This is a genomic window from Stenotrophomonas sp. 14P6.2.3 (assembly GCF_057799055.1).
In genome coordinates, this window is sequence record NZ_JBYOLA010000003.1 from 120,073 (window position 1) to 137,062 (window position 16,990).

Annotated in this window: 20 protein-coding genes; 7 read left to right on the forward strand and 13 right to left on the reverse strand. The window is 66.6% G+C overall.

Annotation, left to right across the window (positions count from 1 at the left end; all coding sequences use genetic code 11):
* The first annotated feature begins 44 nt into the window (after positions 1-44).
* Positions 45-1,028, forward strand: a complete 984-nt coding sequence (locus AC27VL_RS04010) for an aldo/keto reductase (protein WP_100463493.1) — start codon at positions 45-47, stop codon at positions 1,026-1,028.
* 73 nt (positions 1,029-1,101) lie between these two features.
* On the opposite strand, the gene AC27VL_RS04015 is transcribed toward AC27VL_RS04010, so the two are convergent.
* Positions 1,102-2,001 carry a LysR family transcriptional regulator gene (locus AC27VL_RS04015; RefSeq protein WP_488765596.1) on the reverse strand — a complete coding sequence of 300 codons (900 nt, stop codon included), beginning with the start codon at positions 1,999-2,001 and terminating at the stop codon, positions 1,102-1,104.
* Positions 2,002-2,443: 442 nt separating this feature from the next.
* Here AC27VL_RS04015 and AC27VL_RS04020 point away from each other — a divergent pair, with 442 nt between their 5' ends.
* Positions 2,444-2,656 carry a DUF4287 domain-containing protein gene (locus AC27VL_RS04020; RefSeq protein ID WP_025874036.1) on the forward strand — a complete coding sequence of 71 codons (213 nt, stop codon included), beginning with the start codon at positions 2,444-2,446 and terminating at the stop codon, positions 2,654-2,656.
* 329 nt (positions 2,657-2,985) lie between these two features.
* Complete coding sequence (locus tag AC27VL_RS04025; RefSeq protein ID WP_165780962.1) at positions 2,986-3,693, forward strand: YitT family protein; 708 nt, start codon at positions 2,986-2,988, stop codon at positions 3,691-3,693.
* Positions 3,694-3,726: 33 nt separating this feature from the next.
* Here AC27VL_RS04025 and AC27VL_RS04030 read toward each other — a convergent pair whose 3' ends face one another.
* Together AC27VL_RS04030 and AC27VL_RS04035 are read right to left on the reverse strand one after the other, a co-directional pair.
* Positions 3,727-4,272, reverse strand: coding sequence for a DNA-3-methyladenine glycosylase I (locus AC27VL_RS04030; RefSeq protein WP_100463504.1), 546 nt, complete (start codon positions 4,270-4,272; stop codon positions 3,727-3,729).
* Positions 4,269-6,080: a DUF4153 domain-containing protein gene (locus AC27VL_RS04035; protein ID WP_100551728.1), complete on the reverse strand. Its 1,812-nt coding sequence runs from the start codon at positions 6,078-6,080 to the stop codon at positions 4,269-4,271. The genes AC27VL_RS04030 and AC27VL_RS04035 overlap by 4 nt, the downstream gene beginning before the upstream one ends.
* A gap of 81 nt (positions 6,081-6,161) precedes the next feature.
* Here AC27VL_RS04035 and AC27VL_RS04040 point away from each other — a divergent pair, with 81 nt between their 5' ends.
* The 4 genes from AC27VL_RS04040 (at position 6,162) to AC27VL_RS04055 (ending at position 8,854) form a co-directional block, all read left to right on the forward strand.
* Positions 6,162-6,728, forward strand: coding sequence for a YqgE/AlgH family protein (locus tag AC27VL_RS04040; protein ID WP_099819255.1), 567 nt, complete (start codon positions 6,162-6,164; stop codon positions 6,726-6,728).
* Positions 6,721-7,188 carry a Holliday junction resolvase RuvX gene (gene ruvX, locus AC27VL_RS04045; RefSeq protein ID WP_375067814.1) on the forward strand — a complete coding sequence of 156 codons (468 nt, stop codon included), beginning with the start codon at positions 6,721-6,723 and terminating at the stop codon, positions 7,186-7,188. Before AC27VL_RS04040 ends, ruvX begins: the two co-directional genes overlap by 8 nt.
* A gap of 16 nt (positions 7,189-7,204) precedes the next feature.
* Positions 7,205-8,155, forward strand: a complete 951-nt coding sequence (locus tag AC27VL_RS04050) for an aspartate carbamoyltransferase catalytic subunit (protein WP_025874030.1) — start codon at positions 7,205-7,207, stop codon at positions 8,153-8,155.
* Between the two features lie 207 nt (positions 8,156-8,362).
* Positions 8,363-8,854 carry an REP-associated tyrosine transposase gene (locus AC27VL_RS04055; protein WP_488765597.1) on the forward strand — a complete coding sequence of 164 codons (492 nt, stop codon included), beginning with the start codon at positions 8,363-8,365 and terminating at the stop codon, positions 8,852-8,854.
* A gap of 53 nt (positions 8,855-8,907) precedes the next feature.
* Here the strand turns inward: AC27VL_RS04055 and AC27VL_RS04060 are convergent, their stop codons facing one another.
* From AC27VL_RS04060 to hpf, 10 genes are all read right to left on the reverse strand, one after another.
* Positions 8,908-9,705, reverse strand: a complete 798-nt coding sequence (locus AC27VL_RS04060; protein WP_488765598.1) for a carboxylesterase family protein — start codon at positions 9,703-9,705, stop codon at positions 8,908-8,910.
* A gap of 70 nt (positions 9,706-9,775) precedes the next feature.
* On the reverse strand, positions 9,776-10,042 hold the full coding sequence (locus tag AC27VL_RS04065) for a hypothetical protein (protein WP_089239293.1): 267 nt from the start codon (positions 10,040-10,042) through the stop codon (positions 9,776-9,778).
* Between the two features lie 11 nt (positions 10,043-10,053).
* Positions 10,054-11,415: a magnesium transporter gene (gene mgtE, locus AC27VL_RS04070; RefSeq protein WP_025874026.1), complete on the reverse strand. Its 1,362-nt coding sequence runs from the start codon at positions 11,413-11,415 to the stop codon at positions 10,054-10,056.
* 134 nt (positions 11,416-11,549) lie between these two features.
* Entirely contained in the window at positions 11,550-13,319 is a 1,770-nt protein-coding gene (ptsP, locus tag AC27VL_RS04075; RefSeq protein WP_100551731.1) for a phosphoenolpyruvate--protein phosphotransferase, read from the reverse strand.
* 2 nt (positions 13,320-13,321) lie between these two features.
* Complete coding sequence (locus AC27VL_RS04080; protein WP_025874024.1) at positions 13,322-13,591, reverse strand: HPr family phosphocarrier protein; 270 nt, start codon at positions 13,589-13,591, stop codon at positions 13,322-13,324.
* Positions 13,584-13,976: a PTS sugar transporter subunit IIA gene (locus AC27VL_RS04085; protein ID WP_099819261.1), complete on the reverse strand. Its 393-nt coding sequence runs from the start codon at positions 13,974-13,976 to the stop codon at positions 13,584-13,586. The genes AC27VL_RS04080 and AC27VL_RS04085 overlap by 8 nt, the downstream gene beginning before the upstream one ends.
* 317 nt (positions 13,977-14,293) lie before the next feature.
* Entirely contained in the window at positions 14,294-15,178 is an 885-nt protein-coding gene (gene rapZ, locus AC27VL_RS04090) for an RNase adapter RapZ (protein WP_162292003.1), read from the reverse strand.
* Between the two features lie 27 nt (positions 15,179-15,205).
* On the reverse strand, positions 15,206-16,156 hold the full coding sequence (gene hprK, locus AC27VL_RS04095) for an HPr(Ser) kinase/phosphatase (protein ID WP_004147299.1): 951 nt from the start codon (positions 16,154-16,156) through the stop codon (positions 15,206-15,208).
* Complete coding sequence (locus AC27VL_RS04100) at positions 16,153-16,605, reverse strand: PTS sugar transporter subunit IIA (RefSeq protein WP_032977285.1); 453 nt, start codon at positions 16,603-16,605, stop codon at positions 16,153-16,155. Before AC27VL_RS04100 ends, hprK begins: the two co-directional genes overlap by 4 nt.
* A 21-nt stretch (positions 16,606-16,626) precedes the next feature.
* Positions 16,627-16,944: a ribosome hibernation-promoting factor, HPF/YfiA family gene (gene hpf, locus AC27VL_RS04105; protein WP_004147311.1), complete on the reverse strand. Its 318-nt coding sequence runs from the start codon at positions 16,942-16,944 to the stop codon at positions 16,627-16,629.
* Between the last annotated feature and the right edge of the window lie 46 nt (positions 16,945-16,990).

A 16,990-nucleotide genomic window follows, 5' to 3' on the forward strand; every position in this document is an offset into this window, starting at 1 on the left:
GCCCTGCAGGCGTATCGTCATCGCTCCCCTACTGGAGCACGACGATGCAGACACGTGAACTCGGCCGCAGCGGCCTGAAAGTCTCCGCCCTGGGCCTGGGCTGCATGGGCCTGAGCCACGGCTACGGTCCCGCCGTCGAGCAGAGCCAGGGCATCGCCCTGCTGCATGCGGCGGTCGAACGCGGCGTGACCTTCTTCGACACCGCCGAAGTCTATGGGCCGTATACCAACGAAGATCTGCTCGGCAAAGCGCTGGCGCCGCACCGCGACAAGCTGGTGATCGCCACCAAGTTCGGCTTCAAGGACGCACAGGTCGACACCGGCCTGGACAGTCGCCCGGAGAACATCCGCGCGGTGGCCGAGGCCAGCCTCAAGCGCCTGCGCACGGACCATATCGACCTGTTCTACCAGCACCGTGTGGATCCGAACGTGCCGATCGAGGATGTGGCCGGTACCGTGCGTGACCTGATCGCCGAGGGCAAGGTGCGCCACTTCGGTTTGTCCGAAGCCAGTGCGGCCACGGTGCGTCGCGCCCATGCCGTGCAACCGGTGGCTGCAGTGCAGAGCGAGTACTCGCTGTGGTGGCGCGAGCCGGAGCGTGAACTGTTGCCGGCGCTGCAGGAACTGGGCATCGGCTTCGTTCCGTTCAGTCCGCTGGGTCGCGGCTTCCTGACCGGCGCGATCAACGCCGACACCACATTCGCCGACAACGATTTCCGCAACACCGTGCCGCGCTTCGAAGTGGAGGCACGTCGCGCCAATCAAGCGCTGGTTGACCGCATCACCACGATCGCGGCAGCGCGGGGCGCCACCCCGGCACAGGTCGCGCTGGCCTGGCTGCTGGCGCAGGCACCGTGGATCGTGCCGATTCCGGGTACGACCAAGATCCATCGCCTGGAAGAGAACCTGGCCGCCGCCGACCTGCAGCTGTCGCCGGCCGAGCTGGAGCGCATCGCGCAGACGCTGCAGGAGATCGCCATCGTCGGTGAGCGCTACAACGCACAGCGTGCGGCACAGGCCAAGGGCTGATCGCAGTGGGTGCGTTCCGTGGTGGGTGCGGGCTCTCGCCCTGTGGTGGGTGCGGACCGTTGGTCCGCACGCCTCACCCCATCATCGGCCCGCGCAGCGCATCAAGCACGGTGCGCATCGCCACGGTGACATGCCGGCGCGACGGGTAGTACGCGTAATAGCCGTCGAAGTGCGGGCACCAGTCATCCAATGTTGATTGCAGCCGGCCCTCCTGCAGGGCCGCCTGCACCTGGTCCTCGGGCAGCCAGGCCAGGCCACTGCCAGCCAGTGCTGCCGCCCGCGTCATGCCCATGGTGTTGAAGGTCCACTGACCAGAGACGCGGATGCTCAGCTCGTTGCCGTCCTGGCCGAAATCCCACGGCATCAGGCCGCCATGGGTGGGCAGGCGCAGGGTGATGCAGTTGTGCCCGGCCAGATCGTGCGGATGCACCGGTGCTACCTGCTGGCGGAAGTACGACGGCGCGCCCACCACGCGCATGCGCAGCGGCGGGCTGATCGGCAGCGCCACCATGTCGCGTGCCAGGCGCTCACCGAGACGGATGCCGATGTCGTAGCGCTCGGCAACGATGTCGGCCAGGCCGTAATCGGTGGTCAGCTCGACCTTCAGGTCCGGGTACTGCTGCAGCAGCGGCGCCAGCCTTGGCCAGGCCAGGTATTCGGCGGCGTGGCCGGTGGCATTGATGCGGATGGTACCTGCGGGCCGCTCGCGATATTCGGCCAGCGCGGCCAGTTCGTCTTCGATCTCGGCCAGGCGCGGGGCCAGAGTTTCCAGCAGGCGAGCACCCGCCTCGGTGGTGGCGACGCTGCGGGTGGTGCGGGTCAGCAGGCGCACGCCCAGCCGTTCTTCCAGCCCGCGCATGGCATGGCTGAGGGCGGACTGGGAGACGCCCAGCTGGGCGGCGGCCTTGGTGAAGCTGCCTTCGCGGGCGACGTGGACGAAGGCTTGCAGGTCGTTGAGGTTTTCACGCGGCATGAGGGGGATGATACGGCCGGGCTGCGCCCGGCGCCCGCGGTAGTGCCGGCCGCTGGCCGGCAACCTCAACAGCAGCAGCCGAAGCAAGAGCAAAAGCCGAAGCCGAAGCCGAAGCCGAAGCAACAGCAACATCGGTTTCCCGGGTTTGGCGGGGTGGGTCCGGTTGCGGGGGACGCCGTGAATACGTCCCTGTAGGCTTGGCCGCGGCATCCATGCCGCGGACACCCCCGCAACCGGACCCACCCCGCCTTCGACAGTTTCCCGCGATCTTTTGGAATGGCATGGCCCGCTCTTAGTGGGTGTCGACCTTGGTCGACACGTGTGTTCACGCCGTGCGTGGATGCGTGCCCGGTGGTACCGGCGCTGGCCGGTAAATGCCGATGTCGATTTGTGGTTCCGTGGTTCGTCGAATGGGTACTTTCCAAACAACAGGGAGCAGCACATGAGCACCGACAGCAAACCCAAGGGCCCGGCGTCCTACTTTCCGTCCATCGAGAAGACCTACGGGCAGCCGGTGACGCATTGGCTGGGGCTGCTGGCCAAACGGCCGGGGCTGAAGCACATGGAGCTGGTCAGCTTCCTGAAATCCGAGCACGGGCTGGGCCATGGCCACGCAAACGCCCTGGTCGCACACCACCTCGCCACCCAGCGCTGAACCCACCGCTCCACCGAGCGCAGCGACCCGCTTTTGCTCTTCTTTTCTCTTTACGTGGCTGGACGCGCACGGAAATTGTCCAAGGCCGGGCGGGTGGGCTGTGCAGGGGCGTGAGCCGCATGGATGCGGCGACCGAGCTTACATGGACGTACTTGCAGCGCCCCCTGCACAGCCCACCCGCCCGGCCCACTGCCAGATTTGGAGGCAGTATGCCGCCCAGCCACGAGGGGCTGCGCCGTTCGCCGGAACTCCCAACTGAACGATTTCATCTGCAACTGTCATGCAGATCGTGTCTAATACCGCTCCCCACCCGTAGTGCCCCCACCTGTATGTCCCTCCAATCCCATGGCCCGGCGCCGTGCGACGACGCTGACGGCCACCTGGTCACCGCTGGCCCGCTGACCCCGCCGCCCGATGTTGCCGGTACCCCCGCCGATGAGAAGGCACTGCGCCACTCGGTCGCCGAGGACGCGCAGGGCATGGTGCTGGCGATGCTGGTGGCCTCGCTGGGCCTGGCGATCTTCGCCAAGAGCGGGCTGATGATCGGTGGCATGGCCGGCATGGCGTTCCTGCTGCATTACACGATGGGCTGGAACTTCGGCCTGGTGTTCGTGCTGGTCAACCTGCCGTTCTACTGGGTGGCGGTGCGCCGCATGGGCTGGGAATTCACCCTGAAGACATTTGCGGCGGTCACCGCCTGCGGCCTGCTGACCGACATCCTGCCGCGCTGGGCCGACTTCTCGCATATCGCGCCGTTGTACTCGGCGCTGGTTGGTGGCGCGCTGTCCGGCCTGGGCATCCTGTTCTTCATCCGCCATCGCGCCAGCCTCGGCGGCATCGGCATCCTGGCGGTGTACCTGCAGCGCACCCGTGGCTGGAGCGCCGGCAAGGTGCAGATGTCCTTCGATGCGTGCCTGATGGTGGCCGCGTTCTTCGTGCTGTCGCCGTCGAAGGTGATGTACTCGGCCATCGGTGCGGTGGTGCTCAGCCTGGTGCTGATGTTCAACCACCGCCCGGGCCGCTACATGGGCGTCTGACGGCTCACCGGCAATGCCGGCCAGCGGCCGGCTCTACGGGGTGGACGCCTGCACCCACGGTGGCGCCAGCTTCAGCAGCTTGGCGTGCACCGGGCAGTCCTCGGCATGCGCGCCAGGCAGGTAGCCCAGGCTCATCAGGAACTCGCCGGTGATCTCGCCGCCGGTGAAGCGGAACGTCTTCTTGAACAGCTTCACCCAGTCGGCCTTGCTGCGCGGGTGGTGAGCGTCCAGCCACGCAGCGAAGCTGCCGTGGCTCTGGCGCAGCTGCTGGATCACCTGCGCGTTGTGGATCGCCGCCAGCACCTTCAAGCGGTTGCGGATGATGCCGGGGTCCGACAGCAGGCGCTCGATGTCCTGCTCGGCATAGGCGGCGACACGATCGACGTCGAAGGCGTCATAGGCCGCGCGGAATCCCTCGCGCTTCTTCAGGATGGTTTCCCAGCTCAGGCCAGCCTGGTTGATTTCCAGCAGCAGGCGCTCGAACAGCTCGCGCTCATCGCGCTGCGGGAAACCATATTCGTTGGCGTGGTAGTACTCGTGCACCGGGTGGCCCGGGGCGATGCGGCAGTATCCGCTCATGGTGTTGCCGCCTCCGCGCGGTCTTTGCTGCGATCAATCTCCAGCTGGCCCGCCGCGCCGTCAAGCAGCAGCGTCGGCCAGCGTGGCGGCTGCACGGTCAGGCGGCCATCGCGCAGGGCCTGTGGGGCCTCGTCCGAAGTGCGCTGGTCAACGTCCTGGAAGGAAACATCACCCTCCTTTCTCCAGCCAGCGGGTTCACGCACGTGCAGCTGGCAGCGCGGACCGCTGTACAGACTGGTCATGCAGAGCAGCACTTCATCTTCGCCATCGCCGTCCAGGTCACGACGCAGGGCGACGCAGCGCTTGTCGCCGATCTTGTCGTCGTCCAGACAATCGCCCGCACTCAAGCGCCGATCCAGTACTGCCTGCCACCAGTCATCGGCTGGCGATGCAGTGCCCTTGGCCAGCACGATCCGTGCCTTCAGGCCGGCCAGGTCGCGCACGCCATCGTCGATGTCGTTGTCCCAGCGCGACTCGCGCTTCTGCCGGGCCAGTGCCTGCACGATGATGCTGGAGGCGCGGGTATCGGCCGCCAATGAAGGTGCCTTCTGCAGCGTGCGCAGCGCCTGCACACCACGGCGGCCCAGCTCGAAACGCAGCTGGTTTGCCGCGTCTGCGGTCATCAGTGCCGGATCGGCGCGCAGGCGCTTCATCTGGCTGGCCAGGGTGATGCGCACCGGGTCGATCACCGGCGAGATGGCCAGCAGTGCCGTGGCCAGCACGGTCCAGCACATCCAGCGGTTGACCGGCTCAAGCCGATGCAGCCAACGCCCCTGCCGGCGCAGTGCGGCGAAGGCGTAGCCGATGGCATAGCCGGCGATCAGCACCGCAACCGCGAAGCCCCAGAAGCGCGAGAGGGTCCAGCCATATTGGCTGACCCGCAGGGTCATCGCGTACAACGCCAGGCCGGCGTAGACCGGCAATGCCAGCAGGCTGGCCTCGACCAGCCGGCGCAGCCATGCCGGGTAGGGCGGGGTGCCGTCGTCGTGTTGGTAGACCGCGTTGGCCAGGCTGATCAGCAGCACCGCCAGCACCAGCAGCAGGCTGGCGGCCGAGCGCGTGGCCCACAACGGCGCCAGCCCGGTGAACGGCAGTGACAGCACGAACAACACTGCGATGAACGACAGCAACGGCAGCAGGCCGCGGCAGATGGCGAACAGCACCTGGCGGGTGATCTGCATCGCGCGATGCTGGGTGCGCCCGATCAGCACGCCGAAGCCCGCCAGCATGCCGGTGGCCAAGGCGATGAAGGCGTCACTGCCGAACAGCTCGTGGAAGAAGTCGACCTTGACCATCCGGAACAGCGCTGCCCACAACCACAGCAGCAGCCAGGTCAAGCCGGTGAACACCGCCGCCAGCACCAGCGTGAGACCGTTCTGCCACGCACGTTCGAACAGTGCGCCGTAGTCGGCCCGCCAATGACCCGCGTGCAGGCGGAACTGCCACCAGGGCAGGGCAATGAACGTGGCAACCGCCAGGCAGACCGAGAGCGGAACCTGCAGCACGGCCGCATACAGCGCGGTTTCTCCGCTCAGGTTCCAGGCGGCCCAGGCGGCCAGCGCGAGGACGAGCACCGAGGCCAGCCCGGCGTGCAGCCACAGGCGCCACGCCTTCAGATCAACCAGCGTCAAGGCCACCGCGGTGGGCACGGTCAATACCCAGGCATACCAGCAGTAGCGCCAGCCGATGTCCCGGAACGGCCATTGATCGGCCAGTTCCTGGGCGGCGAAAAGCATCAGCCCCTGCAGCAATGCGATCAACACGATCATGCTGCGGGTGGGCCATGACAGCGTTGCGTCCTGCTGCATCGGGTCGTCCTCCTTGCAAGAGCGCCATCCTAGCCCATCCCTTCGCGCCCGCATCCTGCCGCAGCGGTTAGAATGACGCCCATGCCAGTAACGCCGACTTCCCTCGCCAATCACCTGCTCGTGGCGCTGCCGTCGCTGATCGACGCCACCTTCGCCCGCACCGTTGCGCTGATCTGCCAGCACGACGAGAACGGGGCAATGGGGGTGCTGGTCAACCAGCCTTCCGAGTACACCCTGGGCGAAGTGCTGGCGCAGATGGACATCGCCACCGTCGATGGTGGCCTGCAGGCGCGTCCAGTACTCAATGGCGGGCCGGTGCATCCCGAACGTGGCTTCGTCATCCATGACGATGCGCGCGCGTGGGATTCCAGCCTGGTCGTCGGTGATGGCCTGTACCTGACCACCTCGCGTGACATCCTCGAGGCGATGGCGCGCGGCGAAGGCCCGGCCAATGCCGTGGTCACCCTGGGCTGCGCGGGCTGGAGTGCCGGCCAGCTGGAAAGCGAACTGTCCGAGAACAGCTGGTTGACCGTGCCGGCCGACGCCGAGCTGGTATTCCAGCTGCCGCTGGAACAGCGCTGGCAGGGCGCCGCCTCGCGCATTGGCGTCGATCTGTTCCGGCTGACCGATTACAGCGGCCATGTCTGAGCCGGCCCTCATCCGTCGCGATGGCACCGTACTCGGCTTCGACGTCGGCTCGCGCCGGATCGGTGTGGCGATCGGCAGTGCGTTCGCCGCGCATGCCCGCGCGGTGGCCGTGGTCGATGTGCACGGTAATGGTCCCGACTGGGCGGCGATCGAACGCCTGCTCAAGGAATGGAAGCCCGATGGCCTGGTGGTTGGCGATCCGCTGACCCTGGACGGCCAGGACCAGCCCAACCGCAAGCGCGCGCAGGGCTTTGCCCGCCAGCTGCGGGAACGTTTCAAGCTGCCGGTGGTGATGATCGACGAGCGTTCCAGCTCGGTCGAGGCCGCCCGCCGCTTCGCCGTCGAGCGCGCCGAAGGGCGCAAGCGCCGCCGCGATGCGGCTGCCCTCGATGCCGTGGCTGCGGCGGTGATCGTCGACCGCTGGTTGTCGTCGCCGGACGACGCCATTCCCATTCCCTGACGATACGAACTCCGCCATGACCGCCCAGCAACTCGATGACTCCGGCCGCCTGCGCCACCTGTTGACGCTCGAAGGTCTGCCCCGCGACACCCTGGTGCAACTGCTCGACCGCGCCGGCCAGATCCGCGATGCCGCGGTCGGCCGCGTCGGCAACAAGCGCCATGTGCTGGGCGGATCGGCGGTGTGCACCTTGTTCTTCGAACCCTCCACCCGTACCCGCAGCTCGTTCCATCTGGCGGCGCAGCGGCTGGGTGCGGACGTGCTGAACTTCGACGCTTCCACCTCGTCAACGCGCAAGGGCGAAACCGCCTGCGACACGCTGAAGAACCTGGAAGCGATGGGCGTGCGTGGTTTCGTCGTACGCCACCCGGACGACGGCGCCGTGGCAGCGCTGGCTGCCGTGGCGGGCGAGGGCACCGCGCTGGTCAACGCCGGCGACGGTCGCAGCTCGCACCCGACCCAGGGCCTGCTGGACATGTTGACCCTGCGCCAGGCCAAGGGCCCGGACTTCTCGAAGATGAAGGTGGTGATCGTCGGCGACGTCAAGCACTCGCGCGTGGCCCGCACCGACCTGCATGCGCTGCGTACGCTGGGCGTGGGCGAGATCCGCGTGTGCGGCCCGCAGTCGCTGCTGCCGGACGACGACACCCTGAAGGGCTGTGTGGTGGGTGATGATTTCGACGCGATGCTGGAAGGCGTCGACGCACTGATGATGCTGCGCCTGCAGCGCGAGCGCATGGAAGAAGGCCTGGTGCCGTCGCTGGAGCAGTACCACGCGCAGTACGGCCTGAACACCGCACGCCTGGCCCGCGCCGGCAAGGACGCAGCCGTGCTGCACCCGGGCCCGATCAACCGCGGCGTGGAAGTGACCGACGAAGTAGCCGACGGCCCGCAGTCGTGGGTGCTGCGCCAGGTCGCCAATGGCGTCGCCGTGCGCATGGCTGTGCTGGAAACCCTGTTGGGTTGAGACCCCGCGTCCCGATTGGGTGGGTGCCGATCGCTGGTCAGCACAAAGGAATTCACCCTGAACAGCCTAGGTGGGTGCCGACCGTTGGTCGGCACAGAGCAATCAGTCCCGTGGTGCTGCGCGCAACCATTGATTGGCTACAGGCCTACCTGCATCGGAGTGGTTGCCCGATAGAAGGGGACTGCCCGTAGGTACACGCTTGGGCCCATGAACCGTGCACGCCTATGCCTTGGCCGCCATTCCCGGATCGGGCAACCCTACATCCTGACCACCGTCACTCAGGGGCGTCGACGCCACTTCGACGATGCCATTGCGGCGCAGGTGGTGATGGACGTGGTCCGCCGCATTGATACTGAAGGCCTGACGCACTCACTTGCCTATGTGGTCATGCCGGACCACATTCATTGGCTTGTGGAGCTCCGCGCGTTCTCGCTGGACTACATCATGCAACGCTTCAAATCGAGCAGTGCATTGCGGATCAGCCGCATGCTCGGCCGATCGGGACGATTCTGGCAATCGAGCTATCACGATCACGCGATCCGCTCCGATGAATCACTGTTCCGTCATGCGATGTACGTGTTGGGGAATCCGATCAGGGCAGGGCTGACCGCGCAGCTTGGTGAATATCCCCATGCGTGGTGTCGATGGGAAGTTGAAGGGAGATTCCAGTCAATTGAACATATGGGATCGGAGAGATAGTGCCGACCAACGGTCGGCACCCACCGCGGAGGTTTTCCAGCAGGAGCTGTAGTTCAGCGCTTCTGCTTGAACAACCACGCCCACATCGCCGCGTCGGCGTAGGTGGCATCCCAGGCATTGTGGTTGCCTTCCGCGTACTCGGTATAGCGCACGTCACGCGCGCCGGCGGTCTGGAAGGCGGCATGCAGCCGGCGGTCGTCATCCGGCGGCACCACATCATCCAGCGCGCCGTGGAAGATCCAGATCGGGGTGCGCTGCAACCGTTCCGCGATCACTGCATAGGGATCCGCTTCGTTCGTCACCTGCTCCACGAACAGGGTGGGGCGTATCGCACGCGGCGCCAGTACCGCACCGCAGACCGGCACGATCGCGGCAAAGCGCTGCGGGTCGTCCAGGGCGATGTTCCAGCTGCCGTAGCCACCCATCGACATCCCGGTCAGGTACTGCCTTGCCGGGTCGGCGCCGAATTCGGCGATTGTTGCATCGAGCGCGGCCACGGCCACACGGTTGTTGCGTCCGCTCCATTCTTCACGGCCGGGTACCTGCGGAAACACCGCCAGCGCGGGGAAGTCGGCGGCGTGCTGGCGCAGGTACGGGCCCAGGCCTGCGTGGGTCTGCTTCACGCCATCGCCGCCGCGCTCACCGGAACCGTGCAGGAACAGCACCACCGGCAGCGGCCCAGACGCGCGCGCGGCAGCGGCCGGAATGAACACCTGGTAGTAGGCCGTCTCGCCGTCCACCTTCACCGCGCGTGCCTCGAAGTGGCCGCGCGCACCGGGCGGCGTACTGGCACACCCGGCCATCATCAGCAGGGCCAGCAGTGGCAGCCAGCGCGAGAACGATCGAAGCATGGCGATTCCCATGAGGGCGAGGTCGCTTCGATGGTAGTGCGCTGCGGCCAGCCCGGCATCGTGCGCCGCATCACTGCGGGCGCGGGAAGCTGGCGATGATCTGCAGCTGCTCCTGCGCTTCGGCATTGCCGCCTGCGGCTGCGGCCTGCACCTGCGCCATGTCCGGATGCAGCACCACCAGCAGCGGGTTCTCGCACACCGGGCACACGTACTCGGTGGCGTCCTCGTCCAGCTCCATCACCATTGCCCGTGAACTGCCTTTCCACTCGCAGGCCGCGCAGGTGTGAGGCTGGTCGCGCCAACCCGGCGCAAAGTAGTTTTCGATCGTCGTTGCCATGGCAATTCCAGTCAGTGCAGCAGGACCATGGTGGCCAGGCCGAGGAAGGTGAAGAAGCCCATCGAATCGGTCACTGCGGTCAGGAAGATGCCGCTGGCCAGCGCCGGATCGAAGCCGAAGCGCTTCAGGCCCAGGGGCACCAGCACGCCGGCCAGTGCCGCGAACAACAGGTTGCAGGTCAGCGCGATGGCGATCACCGCCGAGAGTCCGGGCGAGTGGAACCAGGCGAGCACGATCAGGCCCAGCACCGAGCCGAGCACCACGCCATTGAGCAGCGCGACCCGTACTTCCTTCCACAGCAGCGTGCGTGCGTTGGAACTGCCGACCTGGCCCAGCGCCAGGCCACGCACCATCAGCGCCAGCACCTGGGTGCCGGCATTGCCGCCGAGCCCGGCGACGATCGGCATCAGCACGGCCAGTGCGACCAGCTTGTCGATGGTGCCTTCGAAGTGGCCGACCACACTGGAGGCCAGGAACGCGGTGCACAGGTTCACCGACAGCCACATCAGGCGGCGCCGCATTGCGCGCCAGACCGGGCTGAACAGATCCTCGTCCTCATCCAGGCCGGCGGCGCCCAGCGCCTGGTGCTCGGCCTGGCCACGGATGATGTCGACCACGTCATCGATGGTGATGCGGCCGATCAGGATGTTGTTGTCATCCACCACCGGCGCGGAGATCCAGTCATGGTCGGAGAACTGCCGCGCCACTTCCTGGTCGCTCTCGCCGACATCGATGGCAGGCTGTTCATCGTCGATCAGGCGGTTGATCGGCGTGGTGTCTTCGTGGGTCACCAGCGAGGCCAATGACACGCGGCCCAGGTATTGATGGCGGCGGCTGACCACGAACAGGTGATCGGTGTGGTCGGGCAGTTCGCCGCGCAGGCGCAGGTAGCGCAGCACCACATCGACGTTGACGTCGGCGCGCACCGTCACCACGTCCGGGTTCATCAGGCGGCCGGCGCTGTCCTCGGGGTAGGACAGCACCTGCTCCAGGCGCTCGCGGTTCTCCCGGTCCATCGACTTGAGGACTTCGTCGATGACCGTGTCCGGCAGATCTTCGACCAGGTCGGCCAGATCGTCGATGTCCAGGTCTTCGACCGCCGCGATGATCTCGTCCGGGTCCATGTCCGCGAGCAGGCTCTCGCGCACGTCGTCGCCGACGTGGACCAGTACTTCGCCGTCGTCTTCCGGATCGACCAGGCCCCAGACGATCTCGCGCTTGCCCGGAGGCAGCGATTCGAGCAGGTTGCCGATCTCGGCCGGCGCCAGGGTATTGACCAGACGGCGTACCGGGCCCAGCCGACCGCTGTCCAGTGCATCGGACAGCATCCGCAACTGGCGCGCAGTCTTGTCGTGGCGTACAGCCTCAGCCATCGCAGCTCCCGCGGGATAAGAAAAGCCGCGATCCTTGCAAGGATGCGGCAACAGGGGTGTTCAGCGCGTCATTATCGCAAGGGGATGTTTCAGCGCATACCCCGGCGGCCGGCGGCCATCGGGTGCGCGACGCATCAGGATGCGTCCGCCACCAACGCCAGCCAGCGCTCGATGCCGCGGCGGTCACGCATGCCCAGCAGCTTCGGTGCGCGGGCGCGCAGGGCGCCCAGGTCGGCGTCACGGACAGCCCGGCGTACTTCCAGCAAGGTGCCCGGGTGCAGGCTGAACTCGGTCAGGCCCAGCGCCAGCAGCAGCGGGGTCATCCGGGCGTCGCCCGCGATTTCGCCGCAGACCGCCACCGGAATGCGATGGCGCGCGCCGGTTTCGATCACCATCTGCAGCAGGCGCAGCACGGCCGGGTGCAGCGGCGAATACAGTTCGCCCAGTGCTTCGTTGTTGCGGTCGGCGGCCAGCAGGTACTGCACAAGATCGTTGGTGCCGATCGACAGGAAGTCGACCAGGTCGATGAAACTCTCCAGCGCCAGCGCGGCGGCGGGCACTTCGATCATCGCACCCAGCGGTACATGCTCGGCCACCATGTGGCCCTCGGCGCGCAGCTGCTCGCCCAGTTTCAGCATGCGCCGGCGTACCGCCAGCAGTTCGTCGCGGGTGCTGACCATGGGCACCAGCACGCGCAGCTTGCCGTAGGCCGAGGCACGCAGGATCGCGCGCATCTGGGTGTCGGCCACCTTCGGCCGGGCCAGTGACAGGCGCACGCCGCGCAGGCCCAACGCCGGGTTTTCCTCGTTGCTCAGGGTCAGGCCGGTGCGGTCGGCCTTGTCTGCGCCCAGGTCCAAGGTGCGGATGGTCACCGGACGGCCACTCATGCCCAGCGCCGCATCGCGGTAGGTCTGGAACTGTTCTTCTTCGTCCGGCAGTTCGTTGCGCTGCAGGAACAGGAATTCGGTGCGGTACAGGCCCAGGCCGTGGGCGCCCAGCGCATGCGCCTGGGTCACGTCTTCCAGCGATTCGGCATTGGCCAGCAGGGCGATGTCGACCTGGTCGCGGGTTCGGCTGGGCTTGCTGCGCAGGCGGCCGAGCTCGCGCTGCTCGCGTGCGTGCTCCTTCAGGCGTGCACGGTAGTCACGCAGGTTGTCGGCCTGCGGGTTGACGGTGATGCTGCCGTCGGCGCCATCGATGATCAGCACGTCGCCGTCGATCACCTTGCTCAGCAGCTGCGGCACGTTGACGATCAACGGCAGGTGCAGGCTGCGGGCGAGGATCGCACTGTGCGAAAGCGCGCTGCCCGCGCTGGTCACGATGCCGACCACACCGTGCGACTGCAGCTGGGCCAGCTCGGAAGGGGCGATGTTGTCGCAGACCAGGATTTCACCGGCCAGGCCCTTTACCGCTGCCGGCCGCTCGGGCTGCAGGAACGCATGGATGCGCCCGATCACATGGTCGAGGTCGTCCATGCGGCTCTTCAGGTAGGCATCGTCCATGCCATCGAAGACTTTGGCCAAGCGGTCGCGCTGCAGTCGCAACGCATAGCCGGCGCTGTAGGGACCGCTGCGGATCAGTTCGTCCAGGCCGAACAGCAGTTCGGGATCGTCCAGCAACAGTGCATGCAGGTCGAGGAACTCGCCCACTTCCTGGTTCAGCGCACCATGCAGGCGCTGGCGCAGCTCGTGCATTTCCGTGCGCGCCGCGTCCACGGCGCGGTGCAGGCGTGCCAGCTCGGATTCAACCTGGGAAGGGGGGACGCGCTGTTCGGCTACTTCCAGTGCATGCGGCAGGCGCACGCGGGCGCGGCCCATCGCAGTACCGCGGGCGGCGCCGTGTCCGGCCAGCAGCTGTACCGGCCGTTGGCCGGTGGGGGCTTGGCCGGCGCGCGCGCGCGGCACGCTCAGTTGTCCTCGTCGAAGCGACGCTCGAACAGGTCGACCACCGCGTCCATCGCCGCGACTTCGTCTTCGCCGTTGATGCGGATGGTGACCGGCGTGCCTTGCCCTGCCGCCAGCAGCATTACGCCCATGATGCTCTTGGCGTTGATCTCACGGCCCTTGGCGGCCATGGTCACATTGCAGCGGAACGGCGCCAGGGTCTGCACCAGCTTGGCGGTGGCCCGGGCATGCAGGCCCAGGCGGTTGCTCACAGTGAGTTCTCGTTCAAGCATCGTCGACTATCGCTCCATTACGGGTGCCCGCCGCCGCAGTGGCAGGCAGTTGATCCAGTCCCTGTTCCGGATAATTCATCACCCGCAGCAACATCGGCAGACTCAGCGCCGACACCCGGCGAACCGGGGTCCCCAACCGGGCCAGCTGCCCGGCGAGGTTGGCGGGGCTGGCGCCGTACAGGTCGGTCAGGATCAGCACGCCCTCACCCCCATCGACCCGCCGCAGAGCGGCCGAGGCGAGCGGGAGCAGAGCATCCAGGTCTGCGTCGAACGGTACTTCGAAAGCTTCGGTTTTCAACGGCAACTGCCGCAGAAGCCGGGTCGCCACCTCAAGCAGGGCGATCCCGACCCCAGGATGTGTTACGAGGAGAATGCCACAGGTCATTACTGCACGTTAACAGGTCAAGGTGAATTGGCGATAGCAGCAGGAGAGGGGCACTGTGTCCCGTATTCAGCGTTACTCGGGTCGGAGCCCTTTTCCGTTGAAAAAGGCTCCGACCCCATCCGTTTTTCGATGCCTGACAGAGATCCATCCACGCATGGCGTGGATCTACTGTGTCGACCAAGCTCGACACCCACCAACAGCAGCAGAAATCTGTCAGAGGTGGGGCAGCTCCACACCGCCCCGCATCCCACGAAATGCGGGCGTTTGACGTTGCCGTGGTTTCTGCGGGTGCCGGGCGCAGCCCGGCCGACCACCCCTCAATCCTGTTCTCGGTGATAGGTCGCCACGTCTTCCCAGCCCATCTCACGTGCATGGCGGGCCAGGCGTTCGGCCAGGAACACCGAGCGGTGCTTGCCACCGGTACAACCGAAGGCCACCGTCACATAGCTGCGGGTGCCATCCCCCAGCTTGGGCAGCCAGGTATCCAGGAAATCCATCAGCTGCGCCAGGTAGCGCTGCACATCCGGCTGCGCTTCCAGGTAATCGCGCACGCCGGGTTCGCGACCGCTCAGCGCGCGTAGTTCCGGATCCCAATGCGGATTGGGCAGCACGCGCGCGTCGAACACGAAGTCGGCCTCGGCCGGCACGCCGCGCTTGTAGGCGAACGATTCGAACAGCAGCGACAGGCGCGTGGCATGGCCCATCGCGAATTCGGTGATGATCCGGCGCCGCAGCTGATGCACGTTCAACGCACTGGTATCGATCACCGCATCGGCTTCGCGGCGCAGCGGCGCGATCAGTTCGCGCTCGCGGGCGATCGCTTCCGGCAGCGACAGGCCCAGCTGGCTCAGCGGGTGCCGGCGGCGGGTGTCGGCATAGCGCTTGAGTACCGTTTCATCGTTGGCCTCGAAAAACAGCACCTTGGCATCCACGCCGGCATCGGTGGCCAGCTGCCGCCAGCTGGACAACTGGGTCAGGTCGCTCTGCCCGCGTACATCGATGCCCACCGCCAGCCGGCGCGCTGCTGCACCGTTGTGGTGGCTCAGGACATTGCGCACGAAGTCCGGCAGCAGCTGGATCGGCAGGTTGTCCGAGCAGTAGTAGTCCTGGTCCTCGAAGGTCTTCAGGGCGACGGATTTACCCGAGCCGGACAGGCCGCTGACGATGATCAGGGTCGGGGCGGTGGGACTGACGGTGCTCATGGACGGACTCTTCGAAGGGCAGGGGGGTCAGGGCGTTCGCCGTTCCAGCAGGTTGCTGTGGCGGGCGATGAACATCGCCGCCGGGTCGATACCCTTGGTACGCAGAATGTGCAGGCGGGTGGCCGCCTCGGTCAGCACGGCCAGGTTGCGGCCGGGCATCACCGGCAGGGTGATCAGCGGCACGTCCAGGTCCAGCACGTGGCGCGTGCCCGAGTCGCCGGTCAGGCGCTCGTAACCATGGGGGGTGGGCTCGGTCATCGGCTTGGTCAGGTGGACGATCAGCCGAAGGTACTTGTTCTTCTTTACAGCGGTGTCGCCAAACATCTCGCGCACGTTCAGCACGCCCAGGCCGCGCACTTCCAGCAGGTCCTGCAGCAGTTCCGGGCAGGTGCCATCGAGCACGTCAGGGGCGATCTGGGTGAACTCGGGGGCGTCGTCGGCCACCAGGCGGTGGCCGCGGCTGAGCAGTTCCAGGGCCAGCTCGCTCTTGCCCGATCCCGCTTCACCGGTGATCAGCACGCCGATGGAATAGATCTCCATGAACACGCCGTGCAGGATCACCCGCGGCGCCAGCGTACGCGCCAGGTGGTACGACAGATGGTTGAGCAGTTCGTGGCCGCGCTTGGGCGACAGCCACAGCGGCGTGCCGGATTCATCGGCGGCCGCGCGCAGGTCTTCCGGGCAGGGCTGGTTGCGGGTCAGCACCAGCGCCAGCGGATGCGACTGCATGATTTTTTCGATGGTCTCCCAGCGCTGGCGTGGTTCCAGCGCGTCCAGCCAGGACAGTTCCTCGGTACCGAGGATCTGCACCTTGTTGGGGTAGATCGCATTGAGATAGCCGGCCAGCGAAGGGCGTCGCGAGACCGTATTGCCGGCCTCCAGCTCGCGCTTCTCGCCGGATTTGCCCGCTGCCCAACGCAGGCCAAGCCGCTCACGCTGCTGTTCGAACAGTTCGCGGGCAGTGATGCTGGTATTCATGCGGCGCTCGCCGGTGGGGTCAGGTCCAGGGCCTGGCGCAGCTCCCGTGCATCACCGGCCTCGCGCAGCGCCTGGCGGATGCAGGGCGCGGAAAACAGCTCGGCCAGCTCGGACAGCAGCATCAGGTGTTGATGGGTGTAGTGGGCGGGAACGGCCATGGCGAACACCAGGTCCACCGGCTCGTCGCCACCGAAATCGACCGGGGTCTGCAGACGCAGCAGCGCGCCTCGGGGTCGATCCAGGGTCGGCGCACGACCATGCGGGATGGCGATGCCGTAACCGATCGCGGTACTGCCCAACGCTTCGCGCTGGCACAGGTTGAGATAGATCTGTTCGGCATTGGCCTGGCGGCAGGCCAGCAATCCGGCCGCGGCCTGCAGGACGCTGTCGCGGTCGGTGGCCGTGCAGAGCTGGGTCTGCACGGCCGCCAGGAGGTCAGTCAGGGGCATGTCTGCGGGGAGCGGTGGCGATCAGCCACCATTGTCGCCCACCGGCAGCGGTGCGTGCTGCTGTTTTTTCTCCTTGTGCTTGATCACCAGGCGGTCAAGCTTGTCCGCCAGCAGGTCGATCGCGGCGTACATGGTCTGCGCATTGGCTTCAGCGTGCAGGGTCTGACCCGGAATATTGAGGCTGGCATCGACGTGGTGTTCAGTCTTCTGCAGCTTGAGCGTCACCCGCGCTTCGCAGTGCTGGTCGAAGTGTTTGCCGATCCGGGCCAGCTTCTCCTCTACATAGGACTGCAGGGCCGGGGTGACTTCGACATCTTTGCCAAACGTTTCGATGCGCATCGGGTTTCTCCTTTGATCGGATGTGCCAATGAACCTCTCCGCCGGG